Source organism: Rhodococcus sp. 077-4 (genome assembly GCF_047782425.1).
In the GTDB taxonomy this organism is placed as follows: domain Bacteria; phylum Actinomycetota; class Actinomycetes; order Mycobacteriales; family Mycobacteriaceae; genus Rhodococcoides.
This window is the reverse complement of sequence record NZ_JAJPWC010000003.1, coordinates 83,456-104,015: the sequence shown is the minus strand read 5'-3', so window position 1 is coordinate 104,015 and position 20,560 is coordinate 83,456. Positions and strand designations below refer to the sequence as shown.

Annotated in this window: 19 protein-coding genes and 1 pseudogene; 14 read left to right on the top strand and 6 right to left on the bottom strand. The window is 65.4% G+C overall.

The genetic code is table 11. The features are described 5' to 3' along the window. Positions 1-6 precede the first annotated feature (6 nt). Positions 7-1,122 carry an MBL fold metallo-hydrolase gene (locus ACNEOT_RS16750; protein WP_415975351.1) on the top strand — a complete coding sequence of 372 codons (1,116 nt, stop codon included), beginning with the start codon at positions 7-9 and terminating at the stop codon, positions 1,120-1,122. 5 nt (positions 1,123-1,127) lie between these two features. On the opposite strand, the gene ACNEOT_RS16745 is transcribed toward ACNEOT_RS16750, so the two are convergent. The 6 genes and pseudogenes from ACNEOT_RS16745 to ACNEOT_RS16720 form a co-directional block, all read right to left on the bottom strand. Continuing rightward, entirely contained in the window at positions 1,128-1,403 is a 276-nt protein-coding gene (locus ACNEOT_RS16745; RefSeq protein ID WP_415975350.1) for an arginase family protein, read from the bottom strand. Continuing rightward, entirely contained in the window at positions 1,376-1,867 is a 492-nt protein-coding gene (locus tag ACNEOT_RS16740) for an arginase family protein (RefSeq protein WP_415975348.1), read from the bottom strand. Before ACNEOT_RS16740 ends, ACNEOT_RS16745 begins: the two co-directional genes overlap by 28 nt. A 321-nt stretch (positions 1,868-2,188) precedes the next feature. After that, a complete protein-coding gene (locus tag ACNEOT_RS16735) occupies positions 2,189-2,530 on the bottom strand; it encodes a hypothetical protein (protein ID WP_415975347.1) in 342 nt (113 codons plus the stop codon). A gap of 66 nt (positions 2,531-2,596) precedes the next feature. Next, positions 2,597-3,115 carry a hypothetical protein gene (locus ACNEOT_RS16730; protein ID WP_415975346.1) on the bottom strand — a complete coding sequence of 173 codons (519 nt, stop codon included), beginning with the start codon at positions 3,113-3,115 and terminating at the stop codon, positions 2,597-2,599. A 274-nt stretch (positions 3,116-3,389) separates the two neighbouring features. Beyond that, complete coding sequence (locus tag ACNEOT_RS16725) at positions 3,390-4,010, bottom strand: hypothetical protein (protein WP_415976330.1); 621 nt, start codon at positions 4,008-4,010, stop codon at positions 3,390-3,392. Between the two features lie 114 nt (positions 4,011-4,124). After that, positions 4,125-4,388 (bottom strand): annotated as a pseudogene (locus ACNEOT_RS16720) (GAF domain-containing protein); the annotation flags it as partial. 334 nt (positions 4,389-4,722) lie between these two features. Between ACNEOT_RS16720 and ACNEOT_RS16715 the strand changes: the two are divergent. From ACNEOT_RS16715 to ACNEOT_RS16655, 13 genes are all read left to right on the top strand, one after another. Further along, the gene (locus tag ACNEOT_RS16715) at positions 4,723-7,119 is read left to right on the top strand and encodes an HAD-IC family P-type ATPase (RefSeq protein WP_415975344.1); all 2,397 of its coding nucleotides are present in this window, start codon (positions 4,723-4,725) and stop codon (positions 7,117-7,119) included. Positions 7,120-7,159: 40 nt separating this feature from the next. Then, the gene (locus ACNEOT_RS16710; RefSeq protein WP_314143229.1) at positions 7,160-7,348 is read left to right on the top strand and encodes an antitoxin; all 189 of its coding nucleotides are present in this window, start codon (positions 7,160-7,162) and stop codon (positions 7,346-7,348) included. 67 nt (positions 7,349-7,415) lie between these two features. Further along, a complete protein-coding gene (locus tag ACNEOT_RS16705; protein ID WP_415975343.1) occupies positions 7,416-9,044 on the top strand; it encodes a Na+/H+ antiporter in 1,629 nt (542 codons plus the stop codon). A gap of 28 nt (positions 9,045-9,072) precedes the next feature. Beyond that, positions 9,073-10,269 (top strand): lipase family protein, encoded by a 1,197-nt coding sequence (locus ACNEOT_RS16700; protein WP_415975342.1) that lies wholly within the window; start codon positions 9,073-9,075, stop codon positions 10,267-10,269. Beyond that, positions 10,266-11,438 carry a sensor histidine kinase gene (locus ACNEOT_RS16695; protein WP_415975340.1) on the top strand — a complete coding sequence of 391 codons (1,173 nt, stop codon included), beginning with the start codon at positions 10,266-10,268 and terminating at the stop codon, positions 11,436-11,438. The genes ACNEOT_RS16700 and ACNEOT_RS16695 overlap by 4 nt, the downstream gene beginning before the upstream one ends. Further along, complete coding sequence (locus tag ACNEOT_RS16690; protein WP_415975338.1) at positions 11,435-12,226, top strand: LytR/AlgR family response regulator transcription factor; 792 nt, start codon at positions 11,435-11,437, stop codon at positions 12,224-12,226. Before ACNEOT_RS16695 ends, ACNEOT_RS16690 begins: the two co-directional genes overlap by 4 nt. A gap of 4 nt (positions 12,227-12,230) precedes the next feature. Beyond that, complete coding sequence (locus ACNEOT_RS16685; RefSeq protein WP_415975337.1) at positions 12,231-12,590, top strand: hypothetical protein; 360 nt, start codon at positions 12,231-12,233, stop codon at positions 12,588-12,590. 9 nt (positions 12,591-12,599) lie between these two features. Next, a complete protein-coding gene (locus ACNEOT_RS16680; RefSeq protein WP_415975336.1) occupies positions 12,600-14,342 on the top strand; it encodes a cation acetate symporter in 1,743 nt (580 codons plus the stop codon). A 268-nt stretch (positions 14,343-14,610) separates the two neighbouring features. After that, positions 14,611-14,910 carry a DUF485 domain-containing protein gene (locus tag ACNEOT_RS16675; RefSeq protein WP_415976329.1) on the top strand — a complete coding sequence of 100 codons (300 nt, stop codon included), beginning with the start codon at positions 14,611-14,613 and terminating at the stop codon, positions 14,908-14,910. Next, positions 14,910-16,577: a cation acetate symporter gene (locus tag ACNEOT_RS16670; protein ID WP_415975334.1), complete on the top strand. Its 1,668-nt coding sequence runs from the start codon at positions 14,910-14,912 to the stop codon at positions 16,575-16,577. Before ACNEOT_RS16675 ends, ACNEOT_RS16670 begins: the two co-directional genes overlap by 1 nt. Positions 16,578-16,693: 116 nt before the next feature. Then, positions 16,694-17,125: an SRPBCC family protein gene (locus ACNEOT_RS16665; protein ID WP_415975332.1), complete on the top strand. Its 432-nt coding sequence runs from the start codon at positions 16,694-16,696 to the stop codon at positions 17,123-17,125. 49 nt (positions 17,126-17,174) lie between these two features. Beyond that, positions 17,175-18,806 carry a substrate-binding domain-containing protein gene (locus ACNEOT_RS16660; protein WP_415975331.1) on the top strand — a complete coding sequence of 544 codons (1,632 nt, stop codon included), beginning with the start codon at positions 17,175-17,177 and terminating at the stop codon, positions 18,804-18,806. Between the two features lie 143 nt (positions 18,807-18,949). Next, on the top strand, positions 18,950-20,560 hold the full coding sequence (locus ACNEOT_RS16655) for a VWA domain-containing protein (RefSeq protein ID WP_415975330.1): 1,611 nt from the start codon (positions 18,950-18,952) through the stop codon (positions 20,558-20,560).

Sequence of the window (20,560 nt, the reverse complement as noted above, 5' to 3'; positions counted from 1 at the left end):
GTGGCCGTGACGAAGACGAAGTTGGTAGTGGGAGCGACCGCGGCGTTGAGCGGGGCCTGGTTGGCGCGAGCACTGTGGGGTCTGCCGTCGGCCATCGGTGCCCGACGGGCGCAGATCTCGCCGTATGCGGCCGGGTCTCCGCGCTATCGCGACCGCCGGTTCCACAACACCGATCCCAGTTCGAGTTTCGTACCGGGCCGCGGTGAGAAGGGCCAGAAGAACATTCTGGTCTCGCTGTTCACCGAACGCGGTAAAGGACGACCGCAACGCCCGATCCCGCTGGCACCGCCGATCGCCCCGGTGGATGCGGGCGAGCTTGCGGTGACCTGGTACGGGCATTCGAGCGTGCTCGTCGAGGTCGACGGCTACCGCATCCTCGCCGATCCGGTGTGGAGCAATCGCGTCTCGCCGTCGACGGTGGTGGGGCCCGCGCGCCTGCATCCGACGCCGGTCGCGCTGACCGACCTACCCCAGGTCGACGCCATCGTGATCTCCCACGATCACTACGACCACCTGGACAAGGCGACCGTGCAGAAGTTGGCTGCCGCGCAGTCGGCTCCGTTCGTCGTGCCGCTCGGCATCGGCGCACACCTGCGCAAATGGCGGGTGCCCGACGAGCGCATCATCGAACTGGACTGGGACGAGCAGACGAACATCGGCGGTCTCACCGTCACGTGCACCGAGGCTCGGCACTTTTCCGGCCGCGGCTTGACCCGCGACTCGACGCAATGGGCGTCCTGGGCATTCGCCGGTCCGATACGACGCGTCTTCTTCGGCGGCGACACCGGCTACACACCGAAGTTCGCCGAGATCGGCAGCAACTACGGACCGTTCGACCTGACGCTTCTTCCCGTCGGGGCCTACGACGTCCGCTGGCCGGACATTCACATGAATCCCGAAGAAGCGGTCACGGCGCACGTCGATCTGACGGCGTCGGGCGTCTTCGTACCGATCCACTGGGCCACGTTCAACTTGGCTTTTCACCCGTGGTCGGAGCCGATCGTGCGGCTGCACGCTGCCGCGCAGGACGTCGGAGTGCAGGTGGCGGTGCCGATGCCAGGGCAGCGCATCGACGCAACACGAACACTGCACGACGACCGTTGGTGGACTCGGCTGGGCTGACGATGTCAGTGAAGGACGGCGAGAACCGACTCGAGCGAACCGACGATGGTCCGCGCCGGTAGGTCGGACTCAGGGTCTTCGGTTTCCACCTCGAGTTCGCCGACTTCCAGCCCGACGATCTCGCCGCGAGCCAGCGCACGTGCGCAGCTCGCGACTTGTTCCAAGCTCATCCCATTCGAGATTGTGTAGTCGGTAGGAACAATTCCCCGGTTCAGAACGTCGCAGTCGATGTGCACGTAGACAGGCCGTCCCCTCACGAGTGCATCGAGTTCCTCGGCCATGTTCGACCGACTCGAACGAGCTCGACGGACCCGTCGTCGACGAGGTTCTGCTCGAACGGGTCGAATTCCCGGGTCCCAACGAAGACCACGTTCGATGCGGCGAGTCCACGGCCGAACGTCGGATCCCTCAGTCCGAGCGGACCGAAGAGCGCCAATCCTCCGAGATGATCGATGTCGGTGGTGTCGGGTGTGTCGAGATCGGCGTGTGCGTCGAACCACACCACCAGAGCATGGGTCGGTGTTTCGGCGACCGTCGGAAGCGTTGCCAAGGCCACAGCACATCGGCTCGACACGGTTACCGGCACAGTCCCCGCGCTGAGTATCTTCTCGTAGCACCGGGCCATCTCGCCAAGTGCAGGCTCGGCTGTTGCGAGTTCGATATCCCAGTTGCTGGGTCGTACCGGGCTGGGTTCACCGTTCGCTGTGATGCCGGTGCCGAGGCGTTCTGCCAGTACGGCTGCCAACAGCGGCGTTGCGGCGATCGCCCTGTCGTTGTGATCGCCGGCGGCAGCGGCGAAGTGAGTCAGTGGTTACGAACATTCTCCGAATCGGTGGTCGCGGTTGGCGCTCCACGGTAAGGCCGATAGATCTCTCGCCTGTCCGCCACTGTTGCTGGAATGTGACCACAGTACGCCCGCACTATCGGGATAGGCGTGCACGGGATTGAAGCTACGGTCGGTGGTTGTCCCACAGCAACGATCCAGTTGCGTCCCTTGTCGATTCGAAAACGGAATGGTCCCGGCCGTATAGACGGCCGGGACCATTTTTCTAGCTGTTCGGAACTGTCAGTGCCTGCGTCGGCCTAGCGGGAGCACACCGTGGCTCAACGGGGCCGCGATTGCTGCGGCCACCGCGATCGAGGCCCAGAACGTCGGGGACTCGACAAGTGCTCCGCCGGCGAGCCCGCACACCGCGACCACCACCCCGCACGCGACGAGCACGCCGGCTCCGACGAGCGAAGACGTCGCGGTTGCTGGGTCGTCGCCCCTGTTTCGCGCCCACAGCACAATTCCGGCGGTAACGAAAACCAGTGGGCCGAAGAAGAACACCGCACTGTCACCGAGCTTCGAAGCGAAGATGGCGACCAGCAGAACCGTCCCGAAGCCGACCGGAACGATCAGTGGCATACCACCGGTGAACTCCTCGAATTTTGTTCTTGTTGGTGTCGACACAGCGTGATCCCTTCAGAGTTTCTAGAGCAGGTACTCGGCGAAAATGCCTCCGCCGCAAGAGATTGCTGCGATCAGTCCCACTCTACGCAGTACGAACTTCGCTGCCTTGTCCCAGGAATCGACCTGCGACTCGATCGCTTCCCAGGCACCCACCGCGCCGAAGAAGTCGATGCCGATGCATGCGCCGACGACGCGTTTGATCTCATCGGTGACCCCGCGTGCCTGCGGAGCCGTCGACGTCGGCTGTCGGTCGAGGACCTGGCCGGTGGAGTCGACAATCGTGACGGTCGCGTCATCCGAGATTTGGAAACCCGCTGTTCCAGCCGGGAGCGGATTGCGTCCCTGCTCGGTGAGCGATGCGTTCAATGCCGCGACGTCGCCCTCGCTGACCGGAACGAACTCTTCGACGCTCGACGTCGCCGCAGGAGGGGCCGGTTGCGCCAGGGCCACTGCGGCACCGCCGAAGGAGGTAGCGGCAATCATCGACGCCGCAATCAGGGACCTCGTCAGGTACTGGTTCTTGATCAACGTACGGCTCATCTGTGTGTCCTCTCGTGAAAACTATTGGCCGGTGCGAGATGTCGGACGCCCAGGCTTCGCGCATGCAACCCGAAACGGCAGCACGCATAGGCACGCCCGTGCGGCAGAGACATCGAGAATCAGGAGTGACCATTTCCGGCTGCTCGCCGTGTCGTCAGTCCCTTGTAGTTGTGGCGGCCAACCCGAGAGGAACAAGGAAAGCCGGCGGGTTTGCAAGCACTTGACTGTGTGCTTACCTACCAACAGGAACATTAGGGCAGAACGCGCGAGACGGCTACCCCTGGCCGGGTTTTTTCGCCTGGCGGGCGTCGGTCAATGTCACCAGCGCCAACTTCGGGAGACCGCCGGTGCGCTGCTCGAGAACAATGGGTCGACATGTCACCGTATGCCGGGCGTAACCGCCGTCGGGGTGACGGAATCGAACCGCCGCAGACGCGTGCTCTGCACTGTTCTTACGGGTCGCGGAGGCCAGAGCTTCAACGGTTGCATCGTCGTCCGGATGCACGCGTGGTCGCGAGTCGGCTCCATCGAACTTCCACGCGATCGAGTCAGGAGAAGGCCCGTGCCAATGCAACGTTTCGAGTGTCGACAAGTCCACGATTGCCGTCCAAGTACGAGGGGGAGCAACCGAACTCGCGACAACATCACCGACAGTGCCAGGTCCCACTAGCTCCTCGTCCACCAACCCACAGTCGTAGGCGACCCCACCGACGACCCGCTCCCCCACCTCGTTCAAGAAGACGCGCGCAAAGATACGAACGTGGTGCCGTGTGTCGTCCGACCACAATTGCCGGGCGTCGACAGCCAGACACGCATCCGGCTCGGCCGCAACGAGCATCGTCAAGACTTCGGCAGCTAGTTCACCGAAATCGAGGGTCGACATCACTTCGGCCACACAAGCAAGTTTGCCATCGATCGCCGGTGCCTCGTCGGGTATATGCGCTACTCCCATAGTCATGTTCCACTCGAAGGACCACGAGAGCGGCGGGTTGTCCACATCATTGGGTGCCGTGACCCGAAACCAGACCGCGCACACGAATCCGCCACTTGCACAAACAGGCTCGGCGCGCACGACCCGCCGTGTCGAGATGGGCTCGACCGCCGGTAGCGCAGTCGCGATGCACACCGAGATCGCCGCGAGTGCGGCGCGACTGTCGCTACGAGACCGCAAAAACACCCCAATGGGAACAGAGTTCCTGGGCGATCCGCCTACTGCCACGATGGCTGGAGTCGACTCGGGTACAACCAGAGTCAACAACCACTGATTCGACATGCAGTCGACCTCTCAGTTGGTACTACTACGGCGCTGACTCCGCCCGACACCGAAAGACGGTTACTTCGACGGCGGAATGACCGAGTAAGGCGAAGCATACCGCGCGGTGTGCAAATTTCGGGCGGCCACCGCATCGGCAAGCACCGCTCCAGCGACCCGAGATCAGTCAAATCGTGTGCAACAGCAACAGTTCTCTGGCCAGAGACCTTCCGATCGAGATCGCAACAGAATTCTCCGGTTGGTGTATCGACGTTCGACTGATGATCCACTGCAGGACATTTGGTTGCACAATTCCTCCCATTTCGGACAGAAACATCCAGGCTAAGCTGCACCCATGTCTATCGACGCCGATGCGCAGCGTGACACCGGGCTGACCGAGGCGGATGTCGCCAGACTCAGGGCCGAGGGAAAATCCAACGACGTTCCTGCCCGAGCATCTCGCTCCGTTCGCGACATCGTCCGCGGCAACGTGTTCACCCGCATCAACGCCATTCTCGGTGTGCTGCTCATCATCGTGCTCTCCACCGGCTCGGTGATCGACGGCATGTTCGGATTGCTGATCGTTGCGAACAGCGGCATCGGCATCGTCCAGGAGGTTCGTGCCAAGCGCACGCTCGACCGCCTGGCCATCGTCGGTCAGAACAAACCCCAGGTGCGACGCGACGGCACCGCGAAACAGATCCCGCCCGACGAGGTCGTCCTCGGCGACATCATCGAACTCGGCCCCGGTGATCAGATCGTGGTCGACGGGGAAGTCATCGAGACCGCGAGTCTCGAGATCGACGAGTCGTTGCTCACCGGTGAGGCCGACACGGTGCACAAACTCGAAGCCTCGCAAGTGCTTTCGGGCAGCTTCGTCGTCTCGGGCAGTGGGGCGTACCGCGCAACGAAAGTCGGCCGCGACGCATACGCAGCCAAGCTCGCCGAGGAGGCCAGCAAGTTCACCCTGGTCAAGTCCGAACTGCGCAGCGGTATCGACAACATTCTGAAGTTCATCACGTACCTGATGATTCCGGCCGGTGCGCTGATCATCTACAACCAATTGTTCTCCAGCGGGCAGGCTTTGGGGCCCGCACTCAACGGCATGGTCGCCGCGCTCGTCCCGATGGTCCCCGAGGGCCTGGTGCTGATGACGTCCATCGCCTTCGCGGTGGGCGTCATCCGGCTCGGTCAACGGCAGTGCCTGGTGCAGGAGCTGCCCGCGATAGAAGGGCTCGCCCGCGTCGACGTGGTGTGTGCGGACAAGACCGGCACCCTCACCGAGAACGGTATGCGCCTGTCGGAATTGGTGCTGATCGACGAGTCCGATTCCGATTCTGTGACAGGGGCATTGGCGTCACTGGCACACGACGATCCGCGACCCAACACGAGTGTGCAGGCCGTCGGCGAGGCGTACCCCGATGCGCCGGGCTGGTCGCAGACGGCGGTCGCCCCGTTCTCCTCGGCCAAGAAGTGGAGCGGACAGTCGTACGGCGAGCACGGGCACTGGCTGCTCGGTGCGCCGGACGTGTTGCTCGACGCCTCCTCCGACATCGCCCGTCGTGCCGAAGAGGCGGGCTCACGCGGACTGCGAGTGCTGTTGCTCGCCAGCTCGGACCGCTCGGTCGACGACGCCGGCGCGCCCGGCGACGTGACCCCGCGAGCGCTGGTGATGCTCGAGCAGAAGGTGCGCGAGGACGCCCGAGACACGTTGGACTACTTCGCAAGTCAGCACGTGCAGGTCAAGGTCATCTCCGGCGACAACGCCGTCTCGGTCGGCGCGGTCGCCGGATCGCTCGGACTGCCCGGCGGCAACTCTCCGATCGACGCGCGAGAGTTGCCCGAGGACTCCGAGCAACTGGCCGACGCGCTGGCGGATTCCACCACGTTCGGTCGCGTCCGGCCGGATCAGAAGCGGGCGATGGTGGGCGCGTTGCAGTCTCGTGGCCACACGGTGGCGATGACCGGGGACGGCGTCAACGACGTGCTCGCGCTCAAGGACGCCGATATCGGAGTCTCGATGGGCTCGGGAAGCGCCGCCACGCGAGCCGTCGCGCAGATCGTGTTGTTGGACAACAAGTTCGCCACGCTGCCCTATGTCGTGGGGGAGGGGCGACGCGTCATCGGCAACATCGAACGCGTCTCCAACCTGTTCCTCACCAAGACGGTGTATTCGGTGCTACTGGCGTTTCTCATCGGGCTCTCGGGTGTGGCATCGCAGGTCTTCGACTTCGAGCCGATTCCGTATCCGTTCCTGCCGCGGCACGTGACGATCGCGGCGTGGTTCACCATCGGCATCCCCGCGTTCGTCCTCTCGCTTGCGCCCAACAACGAGCGGGCCCGCAGTGGATTCGTCTCGCGAGTGATGCGACTGGCCGTCCCGTCCGGCTTGATCGTCGGCTCGTGCACATTCATCTCCTATCTCCTGGTCTACGCCGGCCCGAACGCCACCGAGACCCAGGTGACGCAGGCCAGCACCACCGCGCTGATCACCCTCATCATGATCGCGCTGTGGGTGTTGGCCGTCGTCGCTCGGCCCTACAACTGGTGGAAGATTCTGCTGCTCGGCGGGTCGGTGGGCGGCTACCTGCTGCTGTTCGCAATCCCGTTCTGCCGCACCTTCTTCAAGCTCGATCCGACGAACGTCGGGGCCACCACCAGTGCGCTCGTCATCGGCGGCATCGGTATCGCGCTCGTCGAGGTGGCCAGCAGAATCGGCACGGTGCTGCGCAATCGGCAGAACAATCCGTAGGCTTGCCGGTGTTCCGTTTTCCAGACACCAGGAGTAAGTCATGGGCTTCGCAGACAATCTGAAGGGCATGGTCGACAAGGGCAAGGACCTTGCGGCCGAGAACTCGGACAAGATCGACGACGTCGTGGAGAAGGCGGGGGACTTCATCGACAACAAGACCGGCGGCAAGTACTCCGACAAGATCGACAAGGTTCAGGAAGCCGCCAAGAAGGCCATTCCGGACAAGTAGGGCGTATCGGTCGGTTCAGCGGCCGTCGGTCGTGCCGTAGGGCGCGGCTGACGGCACAATCGTCGGGGTGGACGGACCGATTCTTCTTCTCGTAGTCATCTTCGCGATCGCGGTCGCGGGTTTCGCCAGGCGCATCGATCTGCAGGTCCCGCTCGTTCTGGTCACCGTCGGATCCGTTGCGTCGTTCGTCCCCGGTGTTCCGCACGTGAGCCTCTCGCCCCAGTTGATCCTGGGCGTGGTCCTTCCGCCGCTGCTGTACTCGGCTGCGCTGAATTTCTCGTTCGTCAGTTTCCGGCGGAACCTCGGCCAGATTCTCCGCCTCGGGCTGGTCATGGTGATCGTGACGACGCTGGTCGTCGGCTGGTTCGCCAACGTGCTGATCCCGGAGCTGACTCTCGGCGCGGCTCTGGTGCTCGGTGCCGTCGTCGCCCCACCCGACGCGGTGTCCGCGACCGCGGTCGGACGCAAGCTCGGGTTGCCTGCCAGGATGATGGCCATTCTCACCGGCGAGTCCCTGGTGAACGACGCGGCGGCGCTGACCCTGTTCACACTGGCCGTGGCGTCGGTGACGGGCCGTCGGATCGAGCTGGGCTCACCGGTGTTGTTCTTCCTGTACGAGATCGTGGGCGGCGTGCTGGTGGGATTGGTGCTGGCTCGTATCGTGCGGTTCGTCCGCAATCGGATCGAGGATTCGGCGCTCGAAACCGTGCTCGGCCTGGTGCTGCCGTTCACCGCGTACCTGGCGGCCGAGGAGTTGCACGCCTCCGGCGTTCTGGCCGTCGTCACCGCGGGTTTCGTGTTGGGTCGCGTCACCGCCGACGTCTCGGTCTCCACCCGGGTTCAGGAACGACAGGTCTGGCCGACGCTCGATCTCCTGCTCGAAGCATTCGTGTTCGCCTACATGGGTTTACAGCTGAAGTTCGTCGTCTCCGAGGTTCAGCGTGAGGGCTTGCCGGTCCATCACGTGTTCGCGTACGCCCTGCTGGTTCTCGTTGTGGTAGTAGCGGTGCGGCCGGCTTGGATATTCGTCAATTCCGGAAGAAACCTGTTGATTCGCAGGCTCTTTCGCCGAAAATCGAGCAACGAGTTCGCCTTGACATGGCAGCAGAACCTGGTGCTGTCGTGGGCGGGCATGCGCGGGGTGGTGACGCTGGCAGCGGCGGCCGGTGTACCGCTGACCACGGTGGTCGGCGACGAATTCCCCGGGCGCGCGGTGATTCAGGCCGTGGCCTTCGTCGTCGCGGTCGGCACGTTGCTGCTGCAGGGTCTGACGCTGCCGCTGTTGATCCGCCGACTCGACGTGGCCGATCCACTCGAGCAGCAGCGCAACGACAATCAGCGGTTGCTCTCGCAGTCCATCGCCCGCACCGCAGCCGAGAACTACCTCGAACGCGCGGCGAAGGAGGGAATCGCGGGAGTGGAGGCGGAGCGGGTCACCGAGGTCATCGAGCGCGTCCGTCGCTCGGTGCGCGCTCGATTGGATGCCGACGAGACCGAGGACCGCGAGAAGCGAATTGCAGCGGCAGGGGCGCTGTTCGATTCGCTTCGGCACAACGTCCTGGTGGCGCAGCGTGCGGCGCTGATCGCGGCCCGCGACTCGGGGGAGTTGGACGACGAGGCGCTGCGGGCAGTGTTGAATGGTTTGGACGTGGAGGAGATCGCGGCGGAGGCTCGTATCGAGCGACGCGCGACGTGAACGAACGCAGCCTAGGAGCGCAGAGACAGTGAAGTCGATCGGGCTGGCGGCCGCGGCACTGGTGTGCGCCGTCACCGCGTGCGCGCCCGCGGCTGCGCCCGGCGAATCCACACCCGCACCAGCAGCGGTCCCGGCTCCCGAGGGCTCCGCTCCCCAGGGCTCCGAGCGCGGAGAGATCGTCTCGTCGATGCTGCTCGGTCAGGTCGACATCGGTGTCGCCTACCTCGGCGGAACGGCCACGAAGATCGTCTACCGCACCACCGACGGGCTCACCGGAGGCGCTGCCGTGACATCGGGAACGGTGTTCGTGCCCAAAGGTTCTGCGCCGCCGGGTGGTTGGCCGATCGTCTCCGTCGGGCACGGCACCACCGGCGTCACCGACGAGTGCGCGCCCTCGCTCTATCCGAATCTGTTGGGCACCATCGGTTTGGTGACGCCCTTCCTCGAACGCGGCACAGTGGTCGTGGTGACGGATTACCAGGGTCTCGGCACGCCGGGAGATCCCGCCTACCTCGATCGCGACGCCGCAGCGTACGACGTCATCGACGCGGTCCGTGCGGCCCGCAACGTGGTCCCCGATGTCGGCACCAGGTGGGGCGCAATAGGGACTTCCCAAGGGGGACAAGCGGTGTGGGCCGCAGCCGAGCGCAGTGGCGACTACGGTGACGGTCTGCAGCTGGTGGGTGCCGCTGCCCTCTCGCCCGTGGCCGACATGACGCGGTTCTTCGCGCCCGAGACCGAGCAGACCATGGCGCGTGCGCTGCTGGTGCCGTTTCTCTACGAGGGTCTGCATTCTGCGGATCCGGCCGCTCAGCGCGAGGACTACATTCGCGGCACGTTCGCCGACAACGTCACCGCACTCACCGCGTGCAGCGATCTACTGGGCTTCTCCAAGGCCGACGCCGGAGCCGTCCTCGATCCGGCCGACGCCGTCCCGGCCGGCAAGGAGGCGGCCGATCGGATGACGCGCTGGCTCGAGTCGGTGGCGTTGCCGACGCGTCGTACCTCGGTGCCGCTGTTCGTCCACGTCGGTGAACGCGACGATCTCATCGACCCTCGGTGGACGCGGGCTGCGGTCGCGAAGGCGTGCGGACTGGGCGATGACGTCGAGCTTCGCTCGGAGCCGGCGCAGGGCCATGCCGACCTGGCGGCCAACGGCATCGGGGTCGATTGGCTCGTCGAACGCTTTCTGAACGTGCCGACCTCGACCACCTGCACGCGATGACGGGGGCACTGGCTTGGATGGCGGTGATCGTGGCCCTGATCGTCACGGTGATCGCCGTCATCAGTCTGCGTGGCCGACGCGATCTGACCACGCCCGAGGAACGAGCCGTCCACGCCACCCTGCACACCGCCTCGCTGGCGGCCAAGCCGTTGCGGGACGGTCTCGACGCTCGATCGGCAACGACTGCTGCGCCCCACCTGCGGGTGCTGACCGGGGCCGACGCGTTGGGAATCTGCGATCCCGACGGTTCGTTGCTGGCCTGGGACGGGCCGTGGGAGGAGCTGACACCGGCCTTCGTCGAGGCGGCGAAGCGGGCGGTGGACGGGCAGCGGCGCGTCCTGGTGCGTCTGCCGCTGGGTTCGATTCACGAGGTCAAGGCGCTGGTGGTGCAGCCGCTGGTCGTCGACGAGTCCCCGGTCGTTGGGGTGCTGGGTGCCGCCGTGGTGGCCGAGCCGGGACCGGGCATGCTCGGTGCCATCGCGGAGGTCGCGCGCTACGCCTGCGGGCAGATCGAACTCGCCGAACTCGACGCCTCCCGTGCTCGGCTGGACCGCGCCGAGGTGCGGGCACTGCGCGCGCAGATCAGCCCGCACTTCATCTACAACGCGCTCGGCACGATCGCGTCGTTCGTCCGTACCGACCCGGATCGGGCGCGGGAACTGGTGCTCGAGTTCGCAGATTTCACTCGATACTCCTTTCGGAACGCGGGGGAATTCACGGTGCTCGCGGACGAGCTACGCAACATCGACCGGTACCTCACGCTCGAGCGGGCCCGCTTCGGCGATTCTCTGCAGGTCACGTTGCAGGTCGCACCCGAGGTGTTGGGCGTCGCACTGCCCTTCCTCGCGCTGCAGCCGCTGGTCGAGAACGCCGTCCGGCACGGCCTGTCCGGTAAGGCCGACGGCGGCCGAGTGACGATCATCGCCGCCGACGAGGGCACCGACGCCGTCATCAGCATCGAGGACGACGGAGTGGGAATGGCTCCCGAGGTGCTGCGCTCGGGCAGCCTGCACACCGAGGACGCAGCTCACGTGGGATTGGCCAACGTGGACGATCGGCTGCGGGCAGCCTTCGGAAACGACTACGGTCTCGTAGTGGACACCGCACCGGGCGCAGGCACCAAAGTGAGCATGCGCGTGCCCAAATTCAGGCCGGGAGTGCGGGCATGACACAGCCTGCCGGACGCGGATTGGTCGTTCTGGCCGTCGACGACGAGCGGCCGGCCCTGGACGAACTGGCCTTCCTGCTGCGGCAGCAGGAGGCCGTCGCCGAGGTCTACACCGCACAGGACGCGACCACGGCATTACGCCAACTCAAGCAGACCACAGGGCAATCCGTTGTCGACGCCGTGTTCCTCGACATCAACATGCCAGGGCTCGACGGCCTCGAGCTCGCCGGAATCCTGTCGGCGTTCGCGCGGCCACCTGCCGTCGTGTTCGTCACCGCCCACGACGATCGGGCGCTGGCCGCCTTCGACCTCGGCGCAGTGGACTACCTCCTCAAACCGTTGCGCGACGACCGATTGGCCGAGGCAGTGCGCCGCGTCCTGCTCGCGCGTCGGCGGCCCGCCGAGTCCGCGGACACCTCGGCCGACGAGGTGATCCCAGTCGAGCTCGGCGGCACCACCACGCTGGTGCACCGGTCGTCGGTCGCATGGGTGGAAGCCGACGGTGACTACGCGCGACTGCACACCGGTACCGGCTCTCATCTCGTGCGCATCCCCATCTCGGCTCTCGAAAGTCGCTGGGCCGACGCCGGATTCCTGCGCGTGCACCGCTCCTACCTGGTCTCGCTACGTCTGGTCACGGGTATCCGCAGCGTCGGTTCGGGTCTGGTGGTGTGCCTGCGGGCCAGTGGAAATCTTGCTGCCTGCGAACTGCCGGTGAGTCGCAGACACACCAGGGAGCTCAAGGACAGACTGGTGCGTGGACCGCTGCAGTCGTGGTCCTCTCGGTGAGAAGATGAGCCAGCCGCAACGGCAACGGGTGGTGCTCTCGCAACGTCGCGGCGCACGGATGGTGCGCACCCGCGTCGAAGTACAGGAGCAAACCGAGGTCGGCGACGCCCTGGTCCGTGGCCTGATCCGCGCGCAGCTCCTCCTGTCGGTACGCCTGGCGGTGATGACGCTGTCGATCCTGTTCGCAATTCCGTTGCTGGGCATACTCCTTGCTCGCTTCACCGACGTCGCGCCGTTCGGCATCGGTCTGCCCTGGTTGGTGTTGGGCGTGGCGATCTACCCGTTGCTGTTCGCGGTGGGCTGGGCGTACGTGCGCCGAGCCGAGCGCAACGAGACCGAGTTCGTCGGCTTGGTCGAGGACTAGGCATCGGACGTGAACGGGCCCATTCCGATAGCGACGGTGATCGCGCTGCTCGTAGCGGCGGTGGCCACCGTGGGCATAGGCGTCTACGGGGTTAGGTTGGCGCGCACCACCTCCGACTTCCTTGTGGCCTCGCGAACCGTCGGGCCGCGCTGGAACGCCGCCGCAATTTCGGGTGAATATCTTTCTGCTGCATCGTTTCTCGGGGTGGCCGGACTCATCGCGAAGTACGGAGCCGACGCGCTGTGGTACCCCGTCGGCTTCACCGCGGGCTACCTCGGTCTGCTGCTGTTCGTCGCGGCACCGCTCCGCAGAAGCGGCGCGTACACGGTGCCCGATTTCGTCGAATTCCGTCTCGGCGCACCATGGTTGCGGACCGTGGCGATGCTGGTGGTGGTGGTCATCTGCGCGCTGTATCTGGTGCCGCAGTTCCAGGGCGCAGGCCTGACCCTGAACATCCTGCTCGGAGTTCCCGGCTGGGTCGGTGCCCTGGCCGTTGGCCTGATCGTCATCGCGAACGTCGTCGGCGGCGGCATGCGCTCCATCACCTTCGTCCAAGCGTTCCAGTACTGGCTCAAGCTCACCGCGATCGCCATCCCGGCACTGGTGCTGACCGTGCATTTCTTCGCCGACGACCGTGATGTCGGCAGCCCGGCCCCGCCTACCGTCACCGAGCAGACGACAGTCGACATCACCACCGACGTTCTCGTGCAGGTCGATTCGCCGATCGTGGTGTCCGTGACGGGGACCCTGGACGAGCAGAGCGTGGACGGACGAGTGAGCCTCGACGCGGGCGAACACCGGCTGGGCTCGGGCACATTGCTCACCCTCGATGCAGGCTCTCCCGTTCCCGTCGTCGCGGGCGCACCGACCACCGACCGAGCGTGGGCGATGCCCGGCGGGGGACTGGGCGGGCAACATCCGCTCTATCAGGTGTATTCGCTGATTCTGGCCACGTTCCTCGGAACGCTCGGCCTGCCACACGTGCTGGTGCGGTTCTACACCAACCCGGACGGGCGAGCCGCGCGACTGACCTCTCTCACCGTCCTGGCCCTGCTCGGCATGTTCTATCTGTTCCCGACGGTGCTCGGCGTCTTCGCCCGGTTGTACGTGCCGCAACTCCTGATCACCGGAGCATCCGACGCCGCGGTGCTGCTGCTACCCGGCTCCGTGTTGTCCGGAATACCGGGCCAGTTGCTCGCCGCACTGGTGGCCGCAGGCGCCATCGCTGCCTTCCTGTCGACCTCCTCCGGTCTACTGGTCAGCATCGCGGGGGTGCTGAGCACCGACGTCCTCTCGGGCAAGGTCCGCGACTTCCGCGTCGCCGCCATCCTCGCCGGAGCCGTGCCGCTGGCGCTGTCGATCGGCGTTGTCTCACTTGATCTCTCGCGCACCGTCGGACTCGTCTTCGCCGTCGCCGCATCCACCCTCTGCCCACTGCTCGTACTCGGCATCTGGTGGCGCGGACTCACCGCAGCGGGAGCGGCAACCGGACTGCTCCTCGGCGGCGGAATCTCCCTCGTGGCCGCGTCGATCTCCGTCGTCACCCCCATCTCCGACGCCACCCTCGGTGGTTGGGCCGCAGCAATCCTCGGGTACCCCGCCGCCGTGAGCGTCCCCGTCGCCTTCGCATCGATGATCGCCGTCAGCCTCGCCACCCGAAAAACGGTGCCGTCGGACATCTCCCGCATCTTCGCGCGACTGCACCTACCCGAAGGCCTCGACATGGGCAAAGATCGCGAGCGCGAACTCTGAGACACCTGGGTCATCCCGCAGGCTCCACTCCACTCCCGACCGACTGGGTCATTCCGCAGGCTCCACTCCCGGGCCCCCCGCTCGTCGGGCCTGCGCTACCGCTCGTCGCACACTCACGCAGCCCAACGTGTGATCGAGGCCACCTCCTGATGTTGTGATCTGACTCTCACTACTGTTTCGAGTCAGCTACAGCTCACATCGACTACAGGAGTTCAAGGTGACCGCACCGGAAACCAATTCGCCACCGGACGCGCAAGCGTTCGTCGACATGCAGGCCAGTCCGGAGTTCCAGGAACTCCGCCGTCGCCTGCGTAGCTTCGTGTTCCCGATGGCCGGGTTCTTTCTGGTCTGGTACGTCCTCTACGTGCTGCTGAGCACCTACGCCGTCGACTTCATGTCCACCAAGGTGTGGGGCAACATCAACGTCGGGCTGCTGCTCGGTCTCGGCCAGTTCGTCACCACGTTCGCCATCACCGGCATCTACGTGAAGTTCGCCAACCGTGAACTCGATCCTCGCGCCGCAGCCCTGCGCGCCGAGATGGAAGCCTCCCAGGGAGCGAAAAACTGATGATCGGTCATTCCGCAGGCTCGACTCCCGCCGTGAACATTCTGGCCCAGGCTGCCGACACCACCGTCGGCGAACCACTCGTCAACATCGCGATCTTCGGCGCGTTCGTCCTGATCACCATGTTCGTCGTCATTCGCGCCTCCAAGAAGAACGCGACCTCCGCGGAGTTCTTCACCGCGGGTGGCGGCTTCTCCGGACCGCAGAACGGCGTCGCCATCGCCGGCGACTACCTTTCGGCGGCAAGCTTTCTCGGCATCGCCGGCGCCATCGCCGTCTACGGCTACGACGGCTTCCTCTACTCCATCGGCTTCCTCGTCGCCTGGCTCGTCGCACTGCTGCTTGTCGCCGAATTGCTCAGGAACACCGGCAAGTTCACGATGGCGGATGTGCTGAGCTTCCGGCTCAAGCAGGGGCCGGTTCGTACCGCCGCGGCACTCTCCACCCTGACGGTCTCGCTGTTCTACCTGCTCGCGCAGATGGCGGGTGCAGGCGGACTCGTCGCACTGCTGCTCGACATCTCCGACCGCACCGGACAGTCCATCGTCATCGCCATCGTCGGCGTGCTGATGATCGCGTACGTGTTGATCGGCGGTATGAAGGGCACCACCTGGGTGCAGATCATCAAGGCCGTACTGCTCATCGCCGGTGCAGCGTTCATGACCGTCCTCGTCCTCGCCAAGTTCGGTCTCAACTTCTCCGAGCTGCTCGGCAGCGCACAATCCATGGTCGCCGGATCGGTCGATCCGGCAGTGAATGCCCGCGACGTCATCGAGCCCGGTGCCCAGTACGGCGGCAGCGCCACCTCGAAGATCAACTTCCTCTCGCTCGGTCTCGCACTCGTCCTCGGCACGGCCGGTCTGCCGCACGTGTTGATGCGCTTCTATACGGTGCCCACGGCCAAGGAAGCTCGCCGCAGTGTCGTGTGGGCCATCGCGCTCATCGGTGCGTTCTACCTGTTCACGCTGGTTCTCGGCTACGGAGCTGCAGCAATCGTCGGACCCGACCGCATCCTGGCCTCGGCCGGTGGTCAGAACTCCGCAGCTCCGCTGCTGGCCTTCGAGCTCGGCGGCGTGATCCTGCTCGGCATCATCTCGGCGGTCGCCTTCGCGACGATCCTCGCCGTCGTCGCAGGCCTGACGATCACCGCCTCGGCGTCGTTCGCTCACGACATCTACGCGAGCGTCATAAAGAAGGGTCAGGTCGACGACAAGAAGCAGGTTCAGGTCTCGCGCATCACCGCCGTCGTCATCGGCGTGCTGGCCATCGGCCTCGGCATCCTCGCCAACGGCCAGAACATCGCGTTCCTGGTGGCACTCGCGTTCGCCGTCGCGGCGGCCGCCAACCTGCCGACCATCCTGTACTCGCTGTTCTGGCGTCGATTCACCACCACCGGCGCACTGTTCAGCATGTACGGCGGCCTGATCTCGACGATCGTGCTGATCATCTTCTCTCCGGCCGTCTCCGGATCGAAGACGGCCATGCTGCCGAACGCGGACTTCGCGTGGTTCCCGCTCTCCAACCCGGGCATCGTCTCGATCCCGCTGGCATTCGTCCTCGGCATCGTCGGAACATTGATCTCGAAGGACACCGAGAGCACCGACAAGCAGGCCGAGATGGAGGTTCGCTCCCTCACCGGCATCGGTGCGGAGAAGGCAAGCGCTCACTAGAAGTGCCTGCGGCAGTGGTGCGGTTGAGTGCCTTGGGGGCGATCCGGAGCGGAGCCTGCGGAGTGACCACAGGTGCCGTGCCGCACCACTGCGCGTAGCGCACTACGATCCCTGCTGTGGCCAAGCTGAAGGTTTCCCTCGACGTCCCATTGACCCCCGAGCAGACGTGGGCGCACGCGTCCGATCTGTCCGGATACGAGCAGTGGCTTTCCATCCACGAAGCGTGGCGAGGTGAGCTGCCCGAGCAGTTGGCCGTCGGCACCACGTTGGACTCCATCGCGAGTGTGAAGGGCATGCGCAACCGGGTGTCCTGGAAGATCGAGGCGTACGACCCGCCCAAGAAGCTCGAACTGAAGGGCAACGGCAAGGGTGGCGTCAAGATCGGCCTGAACCTGAGCGTGAAGTCCAAGGGCGAGGGTTCCGAGATCACCATCGATGTCAATCTCGGTGGTGCGCCCCTGTTCGGTCCGATCGGCTCCGGCGTCGCACGCGCTCTCAAGGGCGACATCGAGAACTCTCTGAAGACGTTCGTCAAGATTTACGCCTGACCGGGCAGAAGTGGAGCCTGTGGAACGACCGATGAAGTAGGAGCGCGTCATGCCCGGTAGACACAGCGCCCCGTCGTCCACCTCGAGCAGTAGAGGATTCGCCAAGTACGGCGTTGTCGCAGTTGCGGTCCTGCTCGTGGTCGGCGGTGGTGTGTTCATCGCTCAGAACGTCCTCGGGTCCGAATGCAGCGATCCCGCGTCGTACTCGCTGGCCGCGGATCCTGCGATCGCACCGGTTCTGCAGCAAGTGGTCGACAACACCTCGGCCGATGAGTTGGGTTGCGCCAGTATCGAAGTCACGGCCGCCGAGTCCGGTCAGGTCTCGGCCGCCGTGGCCAAAGGTGACGACGTGCCCTCGCTCTGGATACCGGATTCGTCGCTGTGGATCGGCAAGACGGTGCGGTCCACCGCGTCGTTGATCGATATGGCGAGTCAGTCGGTGGCCGCCAGCCCGGCGGTGCTCGCTGCCCGCAAGGACGAGGTGCCCTTCTTCGACACCTGGCTCACCGCGTTGAAGCTCGAAGGTCTGCGTATCGGAAATCCGTTGGCCAACACAGTCTCCGACGCGGCAATCCTGGGCGCGGTGGCCGAGGCCGGGTCGGACGAGAAGACCCTGGACTCCGTGTCGACGGCACTCGTTCCCATCGCCCAGGCGCAGGCCGCCACGCGCGGGGAGTCAGACCCGGACGTACGCCTCGACGACCTCGTCGCCGACGGCGGCGTCGCAGTGGTGTCCGAGCAGACCTTCCTGGCGTACCAGCGGGACAAGGGCGTCGAGCTCGGTGCGACGGTACCGCCCACGGGCAGCATCTTCTTGAACTTTCCGTTGGCGGTGACCGAGCCGGCAGGTGATCGACACGAGAGTGCGAAGTCCGTCGGGACGGCGTTGGCCACGGCCATCGAATCTGCACAGGGGCAACAAGCGTTGACCGACGCCGGGTTCCGCGGAGCGGACACTGCACCCCTCGACGCCGGTCGCGGTGTCGGTGACGTGGCGAGCCTGGCGATTGCCGACCAGCAGGCCGCGGAGTCGACGCTGCGGCAGTACCAGGTGTTGGCCCTGCCGTCACGGGCGCTGGTGATGGAGGACGTCTCCGGATCGATGAACTACAGCGCGGGTGCGAACACCCGCATCGCGATGACGGTGCAGGCCAGCGAAACCGGTAACCGCCTGTTTCCCGACAACGCGTCGATGGGCCTGTGGGCCTTCTCCATCGGGCTCGGCGGCGGCACTCAGGATTACCGTGAGCTGGCCCCGATCCGGAAAATGGACGAGAAAGTCGACAACACCACGCAGCGTGAGGTGCTGCTGCAGCAGACCCGAACCCTGCCATCGCTGGTCGGTGGCGGTACGGGGTTGTACGACACCACGTTGGCAGCGTTCCGCACCGTCCAGCAGGGTTACGACCCCGATGCCGTCAACAGCGTCATCATCCTCACCGACGGCACCAACGAGGATCCCGACAGCATCTCGCTCGACGAGTTGCTCTCGACTCTGCGCGCCGAGCAGGACCCGTCCGAGCCGGTCGTCATCGTCACCATCGGAATCACCGACGACGCCGATGCCGGTGTACTGCAACAGATTTCCGCCGCTACCGGTGGTACCAGCTTCGTCGCACGAAATCCCGCCGAGATTCCCAACGTGTTCGTCAACGCACTCCGAAGCCGCTCCGGTCGCTGAGGGGGCTACTATGCTGTGCGTCGCGTCACTTGTGAAGGCGCGTTCGGTCACACTCGTCCTATGAGTGTGGCGGTGGGGTCGAGCAAGGGGATGCAGCGATGTCGGGTCGCCACAGCGGCAGTACGCCCAGGTCAGGGTCGGCCGTGCTCTGGTCGGTGGTTGCCTTGGTGGCCCTCGTCGTGGTGGTCGGCGGTTGGTTCGGTGTGCAGGCCGTGCGCGCTTCCGGCGCGGATTCGTGCGATTCCGTCGACACCGTCTCGCTCGCGGTGGACACCTCCATTGCCGAGCCGGTCCAGCAGATAGTCGCGCAGGCCGGCGAGGTCGACCGCGGTTGCGTGAACTTCGAGGTCCGCGCCGAACGCCCCACCGACACCGCCACCGAAATCGCAGGCACCGACGAAAATCGGCCGGAACTGTGGATCCCGGATTCGACGTTGTGGCTGCTCAAGACCCTCCGCTCGACCGGTGCGCTACCGGAGCTGGCCAAGACCTCCGTCGCGAACACGCTGCCGGTCCTGGTGTCGAAGTCCGACGCCGTGCCGGTCACCGATACCTGGCTCAGCGTGCTGCAACTTCCCGGTCAGCGCATCGGCGACCCACTGACCAGCAGCGCTTCGAATGCCGCGATCCTCGGTGCGCTGTCCGAATCCGAGGTGGCGATCTCCGACGCCAAAGCAGTGTCGGCGGCACTGGTTCCCATGGCGCAGGACTTCGGACGGATCGCCGATACCCCGCACGACACCCCGGATCTGGTGGCCCAGGTCGCCGCCGACGGTGGCACCAGTGTCGCGACCGAGCAGGCCGTACTCGCGTACGAGGCCGACAATTCGGGATCGGCTCTCGCACAGTCGGTTCCACCGACGGGCAGCTACTTCCTCAACTATCCGCTGGCCGTGACCGCGCCGGCCGGGCCGGACTACGACCGCGTCAAGGCGGCAGGCACGGCACTGGCCTCGGTTCTGGCAACCGCGTCGGCCACCGACACCCTGATCGCAGCAGGCTTCCGAACATCGAGTGGCACACCACTTCCCGACGGCCGAGGCGTCGGGTCCGTCGCGTCGCTCGAGATCAAGAATCCGCTGTCCATCGAGACGACGCTTCGAGATTGGGCCGTCCTCGCGCTGCCGCTTCGTACTCTCGTCGTCGAGGATGTGTCGGGTTCGATGGCTGCGAAGTCGGGCGATTCCACGCGCATGGCGTTGACCGTCGATGCCTCGCTCGGCGCCAACTCTCTGTTCAGCGATCAGACTCAGATGGGTCTGTGGGCCTTCTCGATCGGTCTCGGTGGTGGGCAGCAGGACTATCGGGAGCTCGTTCCGATGGGCAGGGCGGACGGCACTTTCGACGGCAAGCCGCAGCGGCAGGCCATTCTCGACGCCGTGCGCGGTTTGCCTGCCCTGGTCGGCGGCGGAACCGGGCTCTACGACACCACGTTGGCAGCATTTCGGCGGGTGAAGGAGGGGTACGACCCCAACTACGTCAACAGTGTCATCATCCTCACCGACGGAGCCAACGAAGACGCGGGCAGCATTACCCTCGACCAGCTGATCGGGACGCTGCAGAAGGAACAGGATCCGGTGCGCCCCATCGTGATCATCACGGTCGGTGTCACCGGCGACGCAGATCCGGTTGCGCTGCAGCAGATCTCGGCCGCAACCGGCGGAACCAGCTATGTCGCGGAGGATCCGCGAGACATTCCGGATGTGTTCGTCAAGGCCCTGAACTCCCGCACCGAACGCCTCGCGGGCGAGTAG

Excerpts from the sequence above, each read along its gene's own strand:
- ACNEOT_RS16745 (WP_415975350.1), bottom strand. The coding sequence starts at position 1,403 with ATGGCCGAGGAACTCGATGCACTCGTGAGGGGACGGCCTGTCTACGTG.
- ACNEOT_RS16735 (WP_415975347.1), bottom strand. The coding sequence starts at position 2,530 with ATGCCACTGATCGTTCCGGTCGGCTTCGGGACGGTTCTGCTGGTCGCC.
- ACNEOT_RS16730 (WP_415975346.1), bottom strand. The coding sequence starts at position 3,115 with ATGAGCCGTACGTTGATCAAGAACCAGTACCTGACGAGGTCCCTGATT.
- ACNEOT_RS16715 (WP_415975344.1), top strand. The coding sequence starts at position 4,723 with ATGTCTATCGACGCCGATGCGCAGCGTGACACCGGGCTGACCGAGGCG.
- ACNEOT_RS16710 (WP_314143229.1), top strand. The coding sequence starts at position 7,160 with ATGGGCTTCGCAGACAATCTGAAGGGCATGGTCGACAAGGGCAAGGAC.
- ACNEOT_RS16695 (WP_415975340.1), top strand. The coding sequence starts at position 10,266 with ATGACGGGGGCACTGGCTTGGATGGCGGTGATCGTGGCCCTGATCGTC.
- ACNEOT_RS16690 (WP_415975338.1), top strand. The coding sequence starts at position 11,435 with ATGACACAGCCTGCCGGACGCGGATTGGTCGTTCTGGCCGTCGACGAC.
- ACNEOT_RS16685 (WP_415975337.1), top strand. The coding sequence starts at position 12,231 with ATGAGCCAGCCGCAACGGCAACGGGTGGTGCTCTCGCAACGTCGCGGC.
- ACNEOT_RS16675 (WP_415976329.1), top strand. The coding sequence starts at position 14,611 with ATGCAGGCCAGTCCGGAGTTCCAGGAACTCCGCCGTCGCCTGCGTAGC.
- ACNEOT_RS16670 (WP_415975334.1), top strand. The coding sequence starts at position 14,910 with ATGATCGGTCATTCCGCAGGCTCGACTCCCGCCGTGAACATTCTGGCC.
- ACNEOT_RS16660 (WP_415975331.1), top strand. The coding sequence starts at position 17,175 with ATGCCCGGTAGACACAGCGCCCCGTCGTCCACCTCGAGCAGTAGAGGA.